Below are 14,427 nucleotides of genomic sequence, written 5' to 3' on the forward strand. Positions count from 1 at the left end.
ATTTTCGAGCTTTTAATATGACACCCGGGCCCCGTTCCTCGATGGGGCCCGGTTGTTCTATTCACACAAGAGGATGTTATGGTAACTATTCGTTTAGCTCGTCACGGCGCTAAAAAGCGTCCGTTCTACCAGGTTGTTGTCACCGACAGCCGTAATGCACGCAACGGTCGCTTCATCGAGCGCGTTGGTTTCTTCAACCCGATCGCTTCCGCGAAAGAAGAAGAAACTCGTCTGGATCTGGATCGTATCGCTCACTGGGTTGGCCAGGGCGCTACCGTTTCCGATCGCGTAGCTACGCTGATCAAAGCAGCGAACAAAGCAGCTTAATCTGTCACGGTGGTCATGATGAGCAAGCAACACACCGCACAAGCACCTGTTGATCCGATCGTATTGGGCAAAATGGGTTCTTCCTACGGTATCCGTGGTTGGCTCAGAGTGTTTTCCTCCACCGAAGACGCCGAAAGCATTTTTGACTATCAGCCCTGGTTAATCCAGAAGGCGGGTCAGTGGCAGGTTGTTGAGCTGGAAAGCTGGCGCCACCACAATCAGGATATCGTCATCAAGCTGAAGGGCATTGACGATCGCGATGCTGCGAATCTGCTGACTAATTGCGAAATTATCGTGGATTCCTCGCAGCTGCCGAAGCTCGGAGAGGGCGACTATTACTGGAAAGACCTGATGGGCTGCCAGGTAGTCACCACCGAAGGCTATGGCCTGGGTAAAGTCATCGATATGATGGAAACCGGGTCAAATGACGTTCTCGTCATTAAGGCAAACCTGAAAGATGCGTTTGGCATCAAGGAGCGGCTGGTTCCGTTCCTCGATGGGCAGGTTATCAAGAAAGTCGATCTCGCTACTCGTACAATCGAAGTAGATTGGGATCCTGGTTTTTAAATTCTCCGGATAAACGGTAAAAGACGGCGCTATGTGGATTGGCATAATTAGCCTGTTTCCTGAAATGTTCCGCGCAATTACCGATTACGGGGTAACTGGCCGGGCAGTAAAAAATGGCCTGCTGAGCATCCAGAGCTGGAGTCCTCGCGACTTCGCGCATGACCGGCACCGTACCGTGGACGATCGTCCTTACGGCGGCGGACCGGGGATGTTAATGATGGTGCAACCCTTGCGGGACGCCATCCATACAGCAAAAGCCGCGGCAGGTGAAGGCGCTAAGGTGATATATCTGTCGCCTCAGGGACGCAAGCTTGATCAAGCGGGCGTCAGCGAACTGGCAACGAATCAGAAGCTGATTTTGGTGTGCGGTCGCTACGAAGGGATAGACGAGCGCGTAATTCAGACCGAAATTGATGAAGAATGGTCAATCGGCGATTACGTACTCAGCGGTGGTGAGTTACCAGCAATGACGCTGATTGATTCCGTTTCCCGGTTCATTCCGGGGGTTCTGGGTCATGAAGCTTCGGCAACGGAAGATTCCTTTGCCGATGGTTTGCTGGACTGCCCACACTATACCCGCCCTGAAGTGTTAGAAGAGATGGAGGTACCGCCAGTATTGCTGTCGGGAAACCATGCTGAGATACGTCGCTGGCGTTTGAAACAGTCGCTGGGCCGCACCTGGCTTAGAAGACCTGAACTTTTGGAAAACCTGGCTCTGACTGAAGAGCAAGCAAAGTTGCTGGCGCAGTTCAAAACTGAACACGCACAACAGCAGCATAAACATGATGGGATGGCGTAAGCCCCCAATATCAGTTTACCCAGGATAAGAGATTAAATTATGAGCAACATTATTAAGCAAATTGAACAAGAACAGATGAAGCAGGACGTACCTTCCTTCCGCCCGGGTGATTCCGTGGAAGTGAAAGTATGGGTTGTTGAAGGTTCCAAAAAACGTCTGCAGGCATTCGAGGGCGTGGTTATCGCTATTCGTAACCGCGGTCTGCACTCTGCATTCACTGTTCGTAAAATTTCCAACGGCGAAGGCGTTGAGCGTGTCTTCCAGACTCACTCTCCGGTAGTTGACAGCATTGCTGTTAAACGTCGTGGTGCTGTACGTAAAGCTAAACTGTACTACCTGCGTGAGCGTACCGGTAAGTCTGCTCGTATCAAAGAGCGTCTGAACTAAGAACGCATCTCACGCGACATCCAAAGCGTGTTATAGAACAAGGGGTTAGCGTAATGCTGACCCCTTTTTTTGTTTCAGTGTCCACAGAGTGTCACGTAGATAGAGTTATCGTTAGCTTTACTTACCACTACTATCTACAACTGTTTGTTTCGTACATTTGGGTTACACTGAAATTTCTTCAATGTGCGTATTAAGGATAAAAGGATGCTTTCCCACTCTTTTGAAGATCTTGCACAGGCCTTCCGGGTTTTATTAGAGTCTAATTGGTCTCTGCAGCGCTTGTTGGCTATTGATCGTGCTGAAGCAATTGGCAATTTAGAGTCGGGCCTGAACACACAACTCAATGCTTTTCATAATTTGTATGACAATATGCAAAGTAATGGGTTAGCGCCTGATTGGTATTTGAAACCAGAATTGTTAATGATGCTTGTTATTAGAAATGCTCGGCATCATAACAAGGCAAACCGTATAAGAAGTATTTATAATTTTCACCGCCAGGCCACGAGTGATCCTACACAGCAAAAAAACTATTTTTATGTGAATTTTCCTGCGCCTCCAGAAGAAGAAGGTGGGGGTTACTTTGAGGTTCCTATTTCATGGGGCGATATTGATGAGATGCTCTCTCTACCGCGTCAAGAATCTCGACTTCGGCCAGAGGCTAAAGAACGTATCCGTAATTATTTAGATGCTGATTCATTTGAAGCTAAAGCAAGCCAACTAGGGTTTGCAAAAGAAGATATATTTATAAATTATGTGCCGTTATCGATGTGTGCTGGAATCGTACTTTACCCTTTCATCAAAGATAATATTTCGTTGAACGAGGATTCGGTTGAAGCTAGAAGTTTTTTATCACTTTTTAAAACAACACATCCTGCTTTAACAAGACAGCACATCTGTAAGCCGATAGCTTTTTTATTACCAATTTAGAATATGTAAGACAAGGTCTGTAACTCAGGCCTTCATCCTAAAGCCAGAGTTGCTGTTGCTTGTTTGTGGACGGGTGAGGAGGCATGGTGGACTGACCCCACCACCGTAGACAAATTCTGTCCTCACGACGAGGCCTGTTCAAAGGCCTCCGGACTGACGCCGCCGAGATGACTGTGGCGCCGGGACCGATTATAGAAGACTTCAATGTAATCGAAGATATCGGCCCGGGCCAGATCCCGGGTTTTATAGATGTGTTTTCTGATCCTTTCTTTTTTCAGTGAACTGAAGAACGATTCGGCCACCGCGTTGACGCTCCTATGTCAAGAGCGGGCGATTGGCATAGCCGAGGTCCGATAAAATCAATGGATACAGTTCTCGGACGATATAGCGTTTTAGGCATCTCAGGATCTCCTTAGTCGATAGTCCTTCACCAGTTCGTCTGTCAACATAGATTCTGGTGCGCAGATCACTACGCATACGCACAAGAGCGATTGTCCACAGAGCATTGTTTGCTTCACGTGAGCCGCCGCGGTTTAATCTGTGTCTGACTGTTTTTCCTGATGATGCTGGTAACGGATTTACGCCACAAAGTGATGCCAGTGCCGCTTCATTTTTTAAGCGTTCAGGATTATCACCTGCAACGGCCAGCAGTGTGGCAGCCGTCTGTGGTCCAACACCAAACTGGCTACGAAGGTTACCGGCATATTTGCGGGTCAGTTTATCCAGTGATTCGTCCAGTTCATTCAGCTCTTCAGTCAGAGCCATCCATCGTTTTGCAAGGCTTCGAAGCGTGCTACACAGGGCTATACGCAATGGAGAGACCTCTGTTACTTCGCTGTTAATGCAGGCGGCTACGCAGTCGTGTGGTTTAGATTTCCAGAGCTTGTCACGAACATCCTGCGGGGCACTGACCAGCAACGCGCGAAGCTGGTTAATCGCCTGCGTGCGGGCTTTTACTGCACTACGTCGGGCAACGCTAATAATCCGAAGAGCTTCACACGCACCGGACTGCATTTTTGGTATGGCCTTACTGCCTCCTGACAGTACTGTGCGTGCTGCATTCTCTGCATCCAGTGGATCTGACTTCCCTTTAAGGCGTCGTGTAGAGCGGTCTGGCCGATTAACTTCAACAACATAAACACCATTTTTAATGAGAAAACGTGTTAACGCAGCACCATAAGTCCCGGTTCCTTCGACGTCTGCTCGTTCGAGCCCCCCAAAAGACTTAGCCCAATCAAAGAGTTCCAGATAACCAGTTTGAGTTGTTTGAATAATGCGAGTACCAAGCAGTTTACCTGCCTGACTGATAACAGCACCGATATGAATATCAAGATGGGTATCAACCCCCAGGATAACGGTTTCAGAAGATTGAATGTCATTTTGCATGGTTTGCCTCCATATTACTGGTAGCACAACCATCCCCATTGCAGGACAGGACACTCGGGATGCAGTACAAAGCTCCTATCAGGTCACAAACGCTGGGCCCGGCTATGCCCGGGAAATACCAGAAGCGGACGACAGGTCAACACAAAGGCATCTGAGCCAATCCCAGCACGGGTCAGTCCGATCCGGTATTTGAAAGTATATTAGAACGAGTATCCCAACAGTTGCCACGCCGGCTCATACTGGGCGCCAGGTTATTGGCCCGACAGAAGCGCTGCCAGTCGTCGCTGCCGTACTGGCTGCCCTGGTCTGAGTGCACGACAACCTCGCCGTCCGGTTTACGTCGCCAGACCGCCATCATCAGCGCATCCAGTGCCAGTTCGCGTGAGAGGGTGGGTTTCATCGACCAGCCCACCACGTTACGGGCAAAGAGGTCGATAACCACCGCCAGATACAACCATCCCTGCCAGGTCCGGATATAAGTGATGTCGGTGACCCAGACCTGATTGGCCCGGACAACGGTAAACTGCCGCTGCACGCGATTAGGGGCTACCACTGAAGGTCGTGTAAGTATCCCGCATAATCGTGCCATTCATATTTAGAGATCATCCGGCATAATCAATCTGCCAACGAAGGAGATCGCTATGCGTAAAGCCCGTTTTACTGAGCATCAGATCATCGCTGTGATTAAGTCGGTTGAAGCCGGACGAACCGTTAAAGATGTCTGCCGGGAGGCCGGTATCTCTGAAGCCACCTACTATAACTGGAAGTCCAGATACGGTGGCATGGAAGCTTCTGATATTAAAAAAATCAAGGATCTTGAAGACGAGAACCGCCGTCTCAAACAGATGTTTGCCGACCTTAGCCTGGAGAACCGGGCGCTGAAAGACGTTATCGAAAAAAAACTTTAAAACCAGCCTTTAAGCGTGAGCTGGTCACTCATCTGATAACGACATTTGGGCTCAGTATCCGTCAGGCCTGCCGGAGTCTCAATCTGAGCAGAACGGTTTACCATTACCGCCCGGATACCACACGTGATGAGCCCGTTATTGCCGCATTGCAGGCGGTGACAGAACGATACCCACGATATGGTTTTCCGAAGCTTTACCAGGTTCTGCGACGGCAGGGATATCCGTGGAATCACAAAAGGCTCCACCGTATTTACTGTCTACTGAAACTGAATTTTCGCCGTAAGGGCAAACAACGGCTGCCGGTACGCAATCCCTCACCACTGGCCACGCCGGAAGCGCTGAACCAGAGCTGGTCTGTCGATTTTATGCATGATGCGCTGGCCTGTGGCCGTCGTTTTCGCACGTTCAATGTCGTTGATGACTTTAACCGTGAGGCGTTGTCGATTGAAATAGATCTGAATCTGCCAGCTCCGCGAGTGGTCCGTGTACTCGACAGGATCGCGGCAAACCGCGGTTATCCGGTCATGCTGCGCATGGATAATGGTCCGGAATTTATCTCTCTGGCGCTGGCTGAATGGGCAGAGAAGCATGCAGTAAAGCTGGAGTTTATCCAGCCGGGTAAGCCGACACAGAACGCTTTCATTGAGCGTTTTAACAGGACATACCGCACAGAAATACTCGATTTTTATCTGTTCAGAACGCTGAATGAAGTACGTGAAATCACGGAAAAATGGTTATCAGAATATAACTGTGAATGTCCGCATGAATCGCTGAACAATATGACACCGGAGGAATACCGACAGCACCATTATCTGGCCGGGAACTCAAAAAATGCATGGAACTAAAACGGGTCTATTTACAAAACGCCCAGCCGGTCAGAAACTTCGGCGACGGAATAACCGCGTTCCGTTATCTGACGGACGGCTTCTTCCTTAAATTCAGGTGTAAATCGTGGTGTGCCCATACGCTCCTCCTATGCTCAAACTATAGGGCAGGATCGTCTACCGGGGCTGGGTCAGTCCAAACTATAGGGCAGGATCGTCTACCGGGGCGGGGTCAGTCCAACTATAGGGCAGGATCGTCTACCGGGGTGGGGTCAGTCCAGAGTACCCGACAGGGTGCGCGAGGTTTCCCCCTCCCCGAGAAACTGATACGCCGGTGGCTTGCCGATGTGGTCGTTTGACGCCCAGCCATACTCTTTCGAATACTGCATCGATTGATACGGCAGGGTCCGCCGTTCAAACACAAAAAAGCCCAGCACCATTAGCATGCTTTCTCTCCCCTTAATCGTTTCTCATACTTGATAGCTGGCGCGCACGTTTTTCACGTTCGACTTTTTCGACGGCGACGCGAAACTGGTGGTCGAGGTCACTCCCCGGCGAGGAGTAGAGGATGACACCTATTGGTATATGCAATCCGATTCGTAGCCGCACCAGTTTGCTCCGGGTACGGTGTTTCACTTGCTCGAACCCGATATTAACCAGGAGGTGTACTGCCTGCCGGAGTATCTGAGCGTACTCAATTCTGCCTGGCTGAATGAGTACGCGACGCTGTTTAGTCGCAAGTATTATCAGAATGGGGCGCCCGCTGGGTATATCATGTACGTCACTGATGCAGCTCAAAGTAGCACCGACGTCGAAGCACTGCGCAAGGCAATGCGCGATTCAAAGGGGCTTGGGAATTTTAAGAATCTTTTTTTCTATACCCCGAACGGCAAAGCTGACGGCATTAAAATTGTGCCGTTGAGTGAAGTCGCGACGAAGGATGATTTTTTTAACATCAAGAAGGTGAGTGCGGAAGACCTGATGAGCGCACATCGTGTACCTCCTCAGATGATGGGGATGATGCCTAATAATACTGGTGGGTTTGGTGATGTGGTGAAGGTTGCAGAAGTGTTCGTACGAAATGAGTTGTTACTGTTGCAAGAAAGGATGATGGAAATTAATATGTGGGTAGGCTTCCCAGTCATTAAGTTTAGGACTTATAGTCTTTGAGGGCTGCACGTACTAGGTATGAGTGAATGTCAAAGACGATGTATAAGTTCTGCGTTTAAAATATTAACATTCAGCAGTGTGTTTAAATTGAATTGGAGGCGTTTGATGAAGATATTATCAATTGAAGTTGGGAATCTTTTTGGGATATTTAACCATAGAATCTCGCTAATGAGTGAAAGTAACATCACTATTGTTATTGGTGAGAATGGGTTAGGCAAAACAATAATATTGGAAGCAATTGATTCTTTTTTTAATAAGAGGTTTAATTATTTTAAAAGTATAGAGTTTGATTTTTTCACTATAACATTTGATAATGATGAGTTTTGGAGGATAGATAAAAAAGTAGAAAGTGGCAATATTTATCTCAATGTGAATAAATTTGATCAAAATATAAAGAAAAAACCTGAGCTTGGTTCAAGGGCAAAGAATAATGCAGCCAACAAGACTGCAAAGATAAAGATTGATGAAAATGTATCACCTCGAAAAAGAGCAGCATTTGAAAGGAAGCGTATCGAAGAACTTGAGTTAATTAATTATCTAAATCATGAGAAAAACAGAGATTATGAGAGTGTTCAACTTGAAATGGAATTAATGAATCTGCGTCGGCTTGAGTTGAAGTATGGTAAGCACTTAGGTTTTTTCAACTCAAGTGAAAGTGATGACAGTCAACCGAAATGGTTTACGGATGCTCTGGAGAAAATAAATGTTAGATTAATAGAGACTCAGCGAATAATTACTGCAAAAGAAATAGGTGGGGATTCCTATGTTAATAGCGTTCAAAAGTGTTCGGCAGAGCTTTTAAAAATGATTACAGATGCTGTTAAATTATCATCTGATATTACCTCAGGTTTAGATAGTACTTATCCAAATAGATTAATTAATAAATTAAAACAAGGAACAAAAGATACATTTGAAGAGCTGAATATTGCACTCAAAACTCTTGACGATAGAAGAAAGGTACTTTCGTCCGTAGGGTTGGGTGTAGACACTAAAGATTCTGATATTTTGCAGATTGATGATACACAATCTGATTTAATTAAACTGTTGAAGCTTTATATTGACGATAGTCACGAAAAAATAAAGCCTTTCGATGAATTATCGATCAAGCTTAAATTATTTCAAGATATTATCAATAAGAGGTTTAAACATAAAATACTACAAATAAATAGAGTTAGTGGGCTTAATTTTAAGTCTACAGTCAAAAAAGACAAAAAAAATAATTTAGAGGCAATCCCCGCTTCTAAATTATCTTCTGGTGAACAGAATGAGTTAATACTATTCTATAAGTTAATCTTCAATTCTCATAAAGGCGACATGATACTTATAGATGAACCAGAATTATCACTTCATATTTCATGGCAAAATGAGTTCATCGCTGATCTAAAAGAAGTGACTGAAATTAATGATGTCACCGTTATAATAGCAACGCATTCACCTGACATCATAAATGATAATTGGGGGTTGAAGGTTGAGTTAAGAGGTGTTGAGTGATGGAGCAAGATATTAAACCTGCAAGAATAGCAAACTCCATCATGCAGGACACAAGATTTACCGGGCATTATGTGCTTGTTGAAGGTGCTCAGGATATAAAAATATTCAAGTCATTCTTTCTCAATGATATAGCTGTGCTAAAAGTAATGCACGGAAAGCATAATATGCGAGAGGTTTATGAAATATTATTTAAAAGAGGATTTGATAAAATGATTGGCATTCGAGATGCTGATTTTCTTAGAATTCCTAATAATGAGAAATTCTCAGTTGATTATGCGTTGCCTATTTTTCCTACAGATTATCATGATGCAGAAGGAATGGTTTTTAATAGCCCGGCGTTAATGGATTTCATAGAAAGTGTAACGTCATCCGAAAAATTGAAAGTATTTGAAGCTAAAAATGGGTCTATTATAGATTTGGCTTATAATTTAGTTTATCCGTTAGCTTGCCTTAGGTTAGCAAACAAAAAAAACGATTTGGGGCTCTCTTTTAAGCCAAAAGAAAAAGACGGGAATAGATTAAAGTTTAAAAAATTTATATGTGAGAGTAATATTAAATATCTTGGCGATGATCTTTTGGTGAATACTGTTTGGGAGTTCTCTCAAAACAGGGGGCGAGATATTCCTTCCAGAGATGATATGAAGAGATTTATGAATGAAATAATTGATTTGAAAAATGATATAAAAGAAATGGCTAATGGACACGATCTTGCAGAGGCTTTATTCATAATCTGTAAAAAGGGGCTTGGAAGCCAAAGTAAACTGTTGGTTGATGCAGGTTGTATTGAAGATTTGCTATTTTTAGCATATGAGACAAATTATTTTAAAGGAACAGAGTTGTTCGAGCATATAAATGAATGGGAAAATAAAAATGGTCTTAGATTAGTTATATGAAATGAGTTCAATTGATTTTAATAATCATACTATTATGACCGCTTTCTAATTGACCCTGTATATTTTTGCAGGGTTAATTATTTTTCTATTCAAAATGAGCCTGATTGTTTAAATAGTAATGTCAGTTCAATACTGGCGCGCAATGCTTTCCCCCCCACGCCTGCCCGATTTATGGGGCGTTTTTAATGCAACTGCCACAATCCTCTCGCCCCGTACGTGGTGGCCGGTGAGGGGAGCGTAGGGCGATCAAAAGAACATGCGGATCCATGCACCTGATAGATGCGTGGCTAAATTAATTGAATATTCTTGATCCGGGGAGGATTTTCTAGCGCCTCGCGGAGCGAGTTGTTCAACCCTGTCAGCGCAAACAGCGAGTCTTCGCGCCAACAAGGTTTACAGGGGTTAAGCGGTGTTGAGTATCACATCTGCTAAATGCTACTCGACCTCATAAAAGACATTTTCCTCTGGTTCGCAGTTTTCGCTGTGCGCCAGGTCAGCAATGAGATTGAGCGCGAGCTTGATATCTAATGGTTTGCAGTTCGCGATCAACGAGACCCTCGCGACGAATTGCACACATGCCCATTTTTGTTGCGTTCGGCTGAGTTGCTCGCCAACCATGAATTCCCTCCCAAAGGATTCTCTGTGTATTTGTACAGTATTATGTTTATATTGAAAATGTGAAGTAAAAGGTCGTGTTTATTTTTGATTATGTACATGATATATATGAAAATTATTGTTTACTTTTGCCTCATTTTTTGCGAGAGCGTCGACGCGTCTAAGAATTATATCTGCTTTTACACCGTAAGATGGGCTTGCAGAGAATAGTTCGCCTTTAGCCGTTCCTCGACGCCAGTGGCCGTTAATGACGCTAGTTCCACCGGCAGGTGCAAAGCTTTACCCCGGCTGATGGTCATGCCAGTGGTCAGATGTACATCCTCGGTTATCCTCTCTATTGCTTCATTCTGTTCAGTTCTACCGTGAGTAAATTTTCGATTTTGAACTGGCTTTTTAGACTGGCCCCATAGATCACCAGACACTTCGCCTCCCTTAAAATAAGAGATAGTCTTAGAACTATGTTTAACACCAGTCAGAATAATAAGATGGTTGAAGTGTTATCAGGACCTGAACGGCGTCGGCGTCGTACACCGCAGGAAAAAATTGCCATTATTCAGCAGACTATGGAACCTGGCATGACCGTGTCTCATGTCGCTCGCCTGCATGGCATCAATGCTAACCAGATCTTTAAATGGCGAAAACAGTATGAAGAAGGCTCGCTGACTGCTGTAACCGCCGGTGAGGAAGTGGTCCCGTTCTCTGAACTGGCTGCCGCCAATAAGCAGATCCGTGAGCTTCAGCGTCTTCTGGGTAAAAAGACAATGGAAGCTGAAATACTGAAAGAGGCTGTGGAGTTCGGCGGGGCAAAAAAATGGATTGCGTATGCGCCCTTGTTGCCCGGGGACGACGAGTAACCGATGTCTGCCGGAGTATTGGTGTGTCGCGTGCGCAACTGAACATCAGGATTCACCGACTGCCTGGCTGGCAGGATCGCAGGCGGCAGCCCCGTTCTGACGATAGCGCGGTGTTATCCCGGATAAACACGGCGGTGGCTGACCTACCGACGTATGGTTATCGCCGCGTGTGGGCGCTGCTGCGACGGGAGTCAGAGCGGGATGGTCTGTCTGTGGTTAATGCGAAGCGGGTGTATCGCATTATGAAAGCTCACCATCTGCTTCTTGAACGTAAGCCTGCTGATAACGATCGTAAGCGGGCCCATAAAGGACGCGTAGCGGTGGCAGAGAGTAACCGGCGCTGGTGCTCAGATGGCTTCGAGTTCCGCTGTGATAATGGTGAAAAATTGCGGGTGACCTTCGCGCAGGACTGCTGCGACAGGGAGATCATTGACTGGGCAGCAAGCACCGGAGGCTATGACAAAGAAACGGTGCAGGATGTCATGTTGGGAGCGGTGGAAAAACGCTTCGGAAGACAGTTGCCCATAGAGTCGCTGGAATGGCTGACGGATAACGGTTCAGCCTACAGAGCGCATGAAACAAGGGCATTCGCCCGGATGCTGGGACTGGAACCCTGCACAACAGCAGTCCGTAGTCCGGAAAGCAACGGCATTGCAGAAAGCTTCTTGAAAACGATAAAACGGGATTACATCGGCATCATGCCAAAACCGGACAGCCAGGCAGCGGTGATGAACCCGGCGGTAGCGTTCAGTCATTACAACGAACATCATCCGCACAGCGCACTGGGATATCGCTCCCCACGGGAATATATACGCAGAAAGTTATCGCAACCGTATGGACTGACCCCACCCCGGTAGACGGTCCTGCCCTATAGTTGAACTTAGACCATCGGCGAATACAAAAATTTTTAAAACCCGAGATGGGGGCAGTTTGGGGTGCTGAAAACCTTTCCGAGACAGAACTTATTGAAGGGCAAAGAGTTACTGGAGTGCAAGTTGTGTTGGTATGGAAGAGTTACTTTTAGAAGGGCAATTAGTGCTAGTGAATGTTTTTTAAGGCCTTTATGGTGTCCATATGCTGCCCACGCAGCATGTTTTTGACCGCATTTGGCTGCACCAGTGATTCATATAACTAACTGTTTATAATAAAAAATGTATATTTATCAATATGGTTGGTTAAAAGCGTCTTAACTGATAAGCGTTTCACGCTGCATCCTAAGCGTGTTATAAAACAAGGGGTTAGCCATGTGCTGACCCCTTTTTTATTGGCGATGGCGGCAAATTGGCGGCAGAGAATTACCTAATGGCGATGGGCATAAAAAAACCTGCTTTCGCAGGTCTTTTTTTACAGCCATAGCTGATGCTGGGCGTAACGTGTCGGATGTGGTGGGGCCGGGTCAATTTCTCCAGGTTTAACAATAAATCTAGCAAGCGTTTCGTGAGTAACAAAGGTGCATCCGCAGTTTATATTTTGACACTGATGATATCTCTCTTTTGTCTCTGTGCTTAGATATCGACTTGACCGAGCGTGCGCAGCATCTTGACATAATGGACAGTGCATCATTTTTTAATCCCCCCAGGCGTTAATGAGCATAATAGTCTTGTGATTTGCAAATGCAAATTAAAGTTGATTTTGCAATCTATTCGGTTGACTCGTATTCAACATCCGTAAGCCTCACCTCAAGCTCTAGGCTCGTCGTGAATCCATTATTGCTCAGAGAGTGCATAACCTTAGTAATTGTCCACGATTGCTCGTCTATGACGCGCTTAAAGCCCGCAACCTGTACCGGCGTCTCAGGGTAAAGGTCTGCTCGCCCCGTCGCCAGCCTGATAGAAAACTCAGCAACCCCACGTTGCAGTTTGTCCCATTTGGCCTGGGCGGCTCGCATGGCCTGCGCTTTGGTTGAAAAAATTGTCGTTAGGGCAAACACGTTTTCATCCTCACCGACCATGTATTCACCCTCCCTGGCTTCCGGCGTCTTCACCGTTTTTTTCTTCGTTACCGGTTTGGCTTTGGGGTGCTGTAGCGCGCGTAAATGCTGCTCTTTGGGTTTGCGTTTTAACGCAACCTTTTGCTTTTGTGGTTTTGGGTCTTTGGTGTGCAACCATTTTGCCGTAACGCCGGTATATGCCCCACGGTCAGCAATGGAAAACTGATGGCGGTCGCCATCACTGCGGGTGATCGTGACCTGCGGAATGGCCTTTCCGCTGGCTGTAACCCCGCGACCGGCTTTGAGTAACAGCAACTTTCCCGCTTTTACCGAAACCTCACCGCCGTTTCGCTCGGCGAGCCGTGTCAAAAATTTGGCGTCCGATTCCTGTGACTGGTCGATATGCGGAATTTTTATCCCGGCCAGCTCCGGTATAACGCTCGGCGTCAGTTTGTTACGTGTCGCTATCGCTGCCACGATCTCGCCGAGCGTCTTGTCATGCCAGGACTCTTCCCGACGTGAGTTCAGCGTCCCCCGAAAATCGGCGCTACGGGCGCGGATTGTCACCGTGTCCGGCGCGCCATGATGTTCAACCTCATCGACGGTAAAACTTCCCTTACCAATCAACGCAAAGCCTTTCCACCCGAGGTAAAGCGTCAGTACGGCACCGCGTAACGGCAGCTCGACCAGCCCGTCAGCATCATCAAGCTCAATGTCGAGCTGGTCAGCTTCGAATCCGCGATTGTCTGTCATGGTCAGGCTCATCAACCGATTACTGATGTTGCCGGTAATATCTTTGCTGTCGAGCATCAGCATAAAATCGGGCGTCAGTACGCCACCCGCATTCAGATTCAGCATATCGAGCATCAGCTAATCCCCACCATGCCAGCCACTGACGAGGCCATATTTCCCGCCTTGCCAATCAGTGATTTTGCCTGTTCGCCGATATCGCCATACAGCGCCGCAAGGGATTCATCCACGCGGGTGAGCGTCAGCGTAAAATCAATTTTGCGCGGCGTTCCGTCAGCAAAAAACAGGCTTCCTGTCTCGCTGATATTATTGATGACGTACATACCGTAAATTGTGCCGGTGCCATCCAGTAACGGCCAGGCGCGCCCCTGGTCAGCCATCAGGCGGATAGCCGTCATCGTCAGCTTTCCGCCGGTGAGCTCCGGGTAAAGCGTCCCGGCCAGGGTGATTTTCTCCTCACCCGGCCCTAAAAACTGAAACGAATCCCGTTTCCCGACGCGTGAATTTGACGGCCATCGATATTCGGCATCGCGTTGTAGCGTCTGGTGGGGCAGCGTCTGACGCATAAAAACAAACATTCCAAGAGCAAGCATCATAAT

At 46.8% G+C, this 14,427-nt stretch carries 15 protein-coding genes and 5 pseudogenes; 10 read left to right on the top strand and 10 right to left on the bottom strand.

Translation table 11 applies throughout. The features are described from left to right. The first annotated feature begins 78 nt into the window (after window positions 1-78). The 5 genes from rpsP to MMW58_RS06885 all read left to right on the top strand — a co-directional run bounded on the left by rpsP (window position 79) and on the right by MMW58_RS06885 (window position 3,007). Complete coding sequence (gene rpsP / locus MMW58_RS06865) at window positions 79-327, top strand: 30S ribosomal protein S16 (protein WP_041146791.1); 249 nt, start codon at window positions 79-81, stop codon at window positions 325-327. A gap of 18 nt (window positions 328-345) precedes the next feature. After that, on the top strand, window positions 346-894 hold the full coding sequence (rimM, locus tag MMW58_RS06870) for a ribosome maturation factor RimM (RefSeq protein ID WP_045855721.1): 549 nt from the start codon (window positions 346-348) through the stop codon (window positions 892-894). 31 nt (window positions 895-925) lie between these two features. Next, entirely contained in the window at window positions 926-1,693 is a 768-nt protein-coding gene (gene trmD, locus MMW58_RS06875; protein WP_045855697.1) for a tRNA (guanosine(37)-N1)-methyltransferase TrmD, read from the top strand. A 39-nt stretch (window positions 1,694-1,732) separates the two neighbouring features. Next, window positions 1,733-2,080 (top strand): 50S ribosomal protein L19, encoded by a 348-nt coding sequence (rplS, locus tag MMW58_RS06880; protein ID WP_041146788.1) that lies wholly within the window; start codon window positions 1,733-1,735, stop codon window positions 2,078-2,080. Between the two features lie 204 nt (window positions 2,081-2,284). Continuing rightward, window positions 2,285-3,007, top strand: a complete 723-nt coding sequence (locus tag MMW58_RS06885; protein ID WP_241722975.1) for a hypothetical protein — start codon at window positions 2,285-2,287, stop codon at window positions 3,005-3,007. Between the two features lie 122 nt (window positions 3,008-3,129). On the opposite strand, the pseudogene MMW58_RS06890 reads toward MMW58_RS06885, so the two are convergent. The 3 genes and pseudogenes from MMW58_RS06890 to MMW58_RS06900 all read right to left on the bottom strand — a co-directional run. Beyond that, window positions 3,130-3,315 (bottom strand): annotated as a pseudogene (locus tag MMW58_RS06890) (IS3 family transposase); the annotation flags it as partial. 7 nt (window positions 3,316-3,322) lie between these two features. Further along, complete coding sequence (locus MMW58_RS06895; protein WP_241722976.1) at window positions 3,323-4,393, bottom strand: IS110 family RNA-guided transposase; 1,071 nt, start codon at window positions 4,391-4,393, stop codon at window positions 3,323-3,325. A 211-nt stretch (window positions 4,394-4,604) separates the two neighbouring features. Then, window positions 4,605-4,955 (bottom strand): annotated as a pseudogene (locus tag MMW58_RS06900) (IS3 family transposase); the annotation flags it as partial. Between the two features lie 79 nt (window positions 4,956-5,034). Between MMW58_RS06900 and MMW58_RS06905 the strand changes: the two are divergent. Then, a protein-coding gene (locus tag MMW58_RS06905) for an IS3 family transposase (protein WP_241722977.1) occupies window positions 5,035-6,146 on the top strand; the annotation gives its coding sequence in 2 pieces (ribosomal slippage) (window positions 5,035-5,296 and window positions 5,296-6,146; 1,113 coding nt in all). Window positions 6,147-6,163: 17 nt separating this feature from the next. On the opposite strand, the pseudogene MMW58_RS06910 reads toward MMW58_RS06905, so the two are convergent. Both MMW58_RS06910 and MMW58_RS06915 read right to left on the bottom strand, forming a co-directional pair. Beyond that, a pseudogene (locus MMW58_RS06910) lies at window positions 6,164-6,265 on the bottom strand (transposase); the annotation flags it as partial. Window positions 6,266-6,403: 138 nt separating this feature from the next. Beyond that, window positions 6,404-6,571 (bottom strand): annotated as a pseudogene (locus tag MMW58_RS06915) (phage tail protein); the annotation flags it as partial. A gap of 106 nt (window positions 6,572-6,677) precedes the next feature. Between MMW58_RS06915 and MMW58_RS06920 the strand changes: the two are divergent. From MMW58_RS06920 to MMW58_RS06930, 3 genes and pseudogenes are all read left to right on the top strand, one after another. Then, window positions 6,678-7,295 (top strand): annotated as a pseudogene (locus MMW58_RS06920) (phage portal protein); the annotation flags it as partial. Between the two features lie 105 nt (window positions 7,296-7,400). Beyond that, entirely contained in the window at window positions 7,401-8,786 is a 1,386-nt protein-coding gene (locus MMW58_RS06925) for an AAA family ATPase (RefSeq protein WP_241722978.1), read from the top strand. After that, entirely contained in the window at window positions 8,786-9,679 is an 894-nt protein-coding gene (locus tag MMW58_RS06930) for a DUF4435 domain-containing protein (protein ID WP_241722979.1), read from the top strand. The genes MMW58_RS06925 and MMW58_RS06930 overlap by 1 nt, the downstream gene beginning before the upstream one ends. A 435-nt stretch (window positions 9,680-10,114) precedes the next feature. Here the strand turns inward: MMW58_RS06930 and MMW58_RS06935 are convergent, their stop codons facing one another. Both MMW58_RS06935 and MMW58_RS06940 read right to left on the bottom strand, forming a co-directional pair. Then, window positions 10,115-10,297 carry a hypothetical protein gene (locus tag MMW58_RS06935; RefSeq protein WP_241722980.1) on the bottom strand — a complete coding sequence of 61 codons (183 nt, stop codon included), beginning with the start codon at window positions 10,295-10,297 and terminating at the stop codon, window positions 10,115-10,117. Window positions 10,298-10,473: 176 nt separating this feature from the next. After that, entirely contained in the window at window positions 10,474-10,716 is a 243-nt protein-coding gene (locus MMW58_RS06940) for a hypothetical protein (RefSeq protein ID WP_241722981.1), read from the bottom strand. A 63-nt stretch (window positions 10,717-10,779) separates the two neighbouring features. On the opposite strand from MMW58_RS06940, the gene MMW58_RS06945 reads away from it, so the two are divergent. Further along, a protein-coding gene (locus MMW58_RS06945) for an IS3 family transposase (protein ID WP_241722982.1) occupies window positions 10,780-12,005 on the top strand; the annotation gives its coding sequence in 2 pieces (ribosomal slippage) (window positions 10,780-11,095 and window positions 11,095-12,005; 1,227 coding nt in all). 487 nt (window positions 12,006-12,492) lie between these two features. Here the strand turns inward: MMW58_RS06945 and MMW58_RS06950 are convergent. The 3 genes from MMW58_RS06950 to MMW58_RS06960 all read right to left on the bottom strand — a co-directional run bounded on the left by MMW58_RS06950 (window position 12,493) and on the right by MMW58_RS06960 (window position 14,424). Beyond that, a complete protein-coding gene (locus MMW58_RS06950) occupies window positions 12,493-12,711 on the bottom strand; it encodes a DNA-binding transcriptional regulator (RefSeq protein ID WP_019704610.1) in 219 nt (72 codons plus the stop codon). 76 nt (window positions 12,712-12,787) lie between these two features. Beyond that, entirely contained in the window at window positions 12,788-13,945 is a 1,158-nt protein-coding gene (locus tag MMW58_RS06955; protein WP_025987643.1) for a phage late control D family protein, read from the bottom strand. Continuing rightward, window positions 13,945-14,424 carry a phage tail protein gene (locus MMW58_RS06960; RefSeq protein WP_019724795.1) on the bottom strand — a complete coding sequence of 160 codons (480 nt, stop codon included), beginning with the start codon at window positions 14,422-14,424 and terminating at the stop codon, window positions 13,945-13,947. Before MMW58_RS06960 ends, MMW58_RS06955 begins: the two co-directional genes overlap by 1 nt. Window positions 14,425-14,427: the final 3 nt, after the last annotated feature.

The organism is Klebsiella sp. HC6 (assembly GCF_022605325.1).
GTDB classification, from domain to species: domain Bacteria; phylum Pseudomonadota; class Gammaproteobacteria; order Enterobacterales; family Enterobacteriaceae; genus Klebsiella; species Klebsiella terrigena.

Excerpts from the sequence above, each read along its gene's own strand:
- rpsP (WP_041146791.1), top strand. The coding sequence starts at position 79 with ATGGTAACTATTCGTTTAGCTCGTCACGGCGCTAAAAAGCGTCCGTTC.
- MMW58_RS06925 (WP_241722978.1), top strand. The coding sequence starts at position 7,401 with ATGAAGATATTATCAATTGAAGTTGGGAATCTTTTTGGGATATTTAAC.
- MMW58_RS06960 (WP_019724795.1), bottom strand. The coding sequence starts at position 14,424 with ATGATGCTTGCTCTTGGAATGTTTGTTTTTATGCGTCAGACGCTGCCC.
- MMW58_RS06930 (WP_241722979.1), top strand. The coding sequence starts at position 8,786 with ATGGAGCAAGATATTAAACCTGCAAGAATAGCAAACTCCATCATGCAG.
- MMW58_RS06955 (WP_025987643.1), bottom strand. The coding sequence starts at position 13,945 with ATGCTCGATATGCTGAATCTGAATGCGGGTGGCGTACTGACGCCCGAT.
- rplS (WP_041146788.1), top strand. The coding sequence starts at position 1,733 with ATGAGCAACATTATTAAGCAAATTGAACAAGAACAGATGAAGCAGGAC.
- MMW58_RS06895 (WP_241722976.1), bottom strand. The coding sequence starts at position 4,393 with ATGCAAAATGACATTCAATCTTCTGAAACCGTTATCCTGGGGGTTGAT.
- rimM (WP_045855721.1), top strand. The coding sequence starts at position 346 with ATGAGCAAGCAACACACCGCACAAGCACCTGTTGATCCGATCGTATTG.
- MMW58_RS06935 (WP_241722980.1), bottom strand. The coding sequence starts at position 10,297 with ATGGTTGGCGAGCAACTCAGCCGAACGCAACAAAAATGGGCATGTGTG.
- trmD (WP_045855697.1), top strand. The coding sequence starts at position 926 with ATGTGGATTGGCATAATTAGCCTGTTTCCTGAAATGTTCCGCGCAATT.
- MMW58_RS06950 (WP_019704610.1), bottom strand. The coding sequence starts at position 12,711 with ATGATGCACTGTCCATTATGTCAAGATGCTGCGCACGCTCGGTCAAGT.
- MMW58_RS06885 (WP_241722975.1), top strand. The coding sequence starts at position 2,285 with ATGCTTTCCCACTCTTTTGAAGATCTTGCACAGGCCTTCCGGGTTTTA.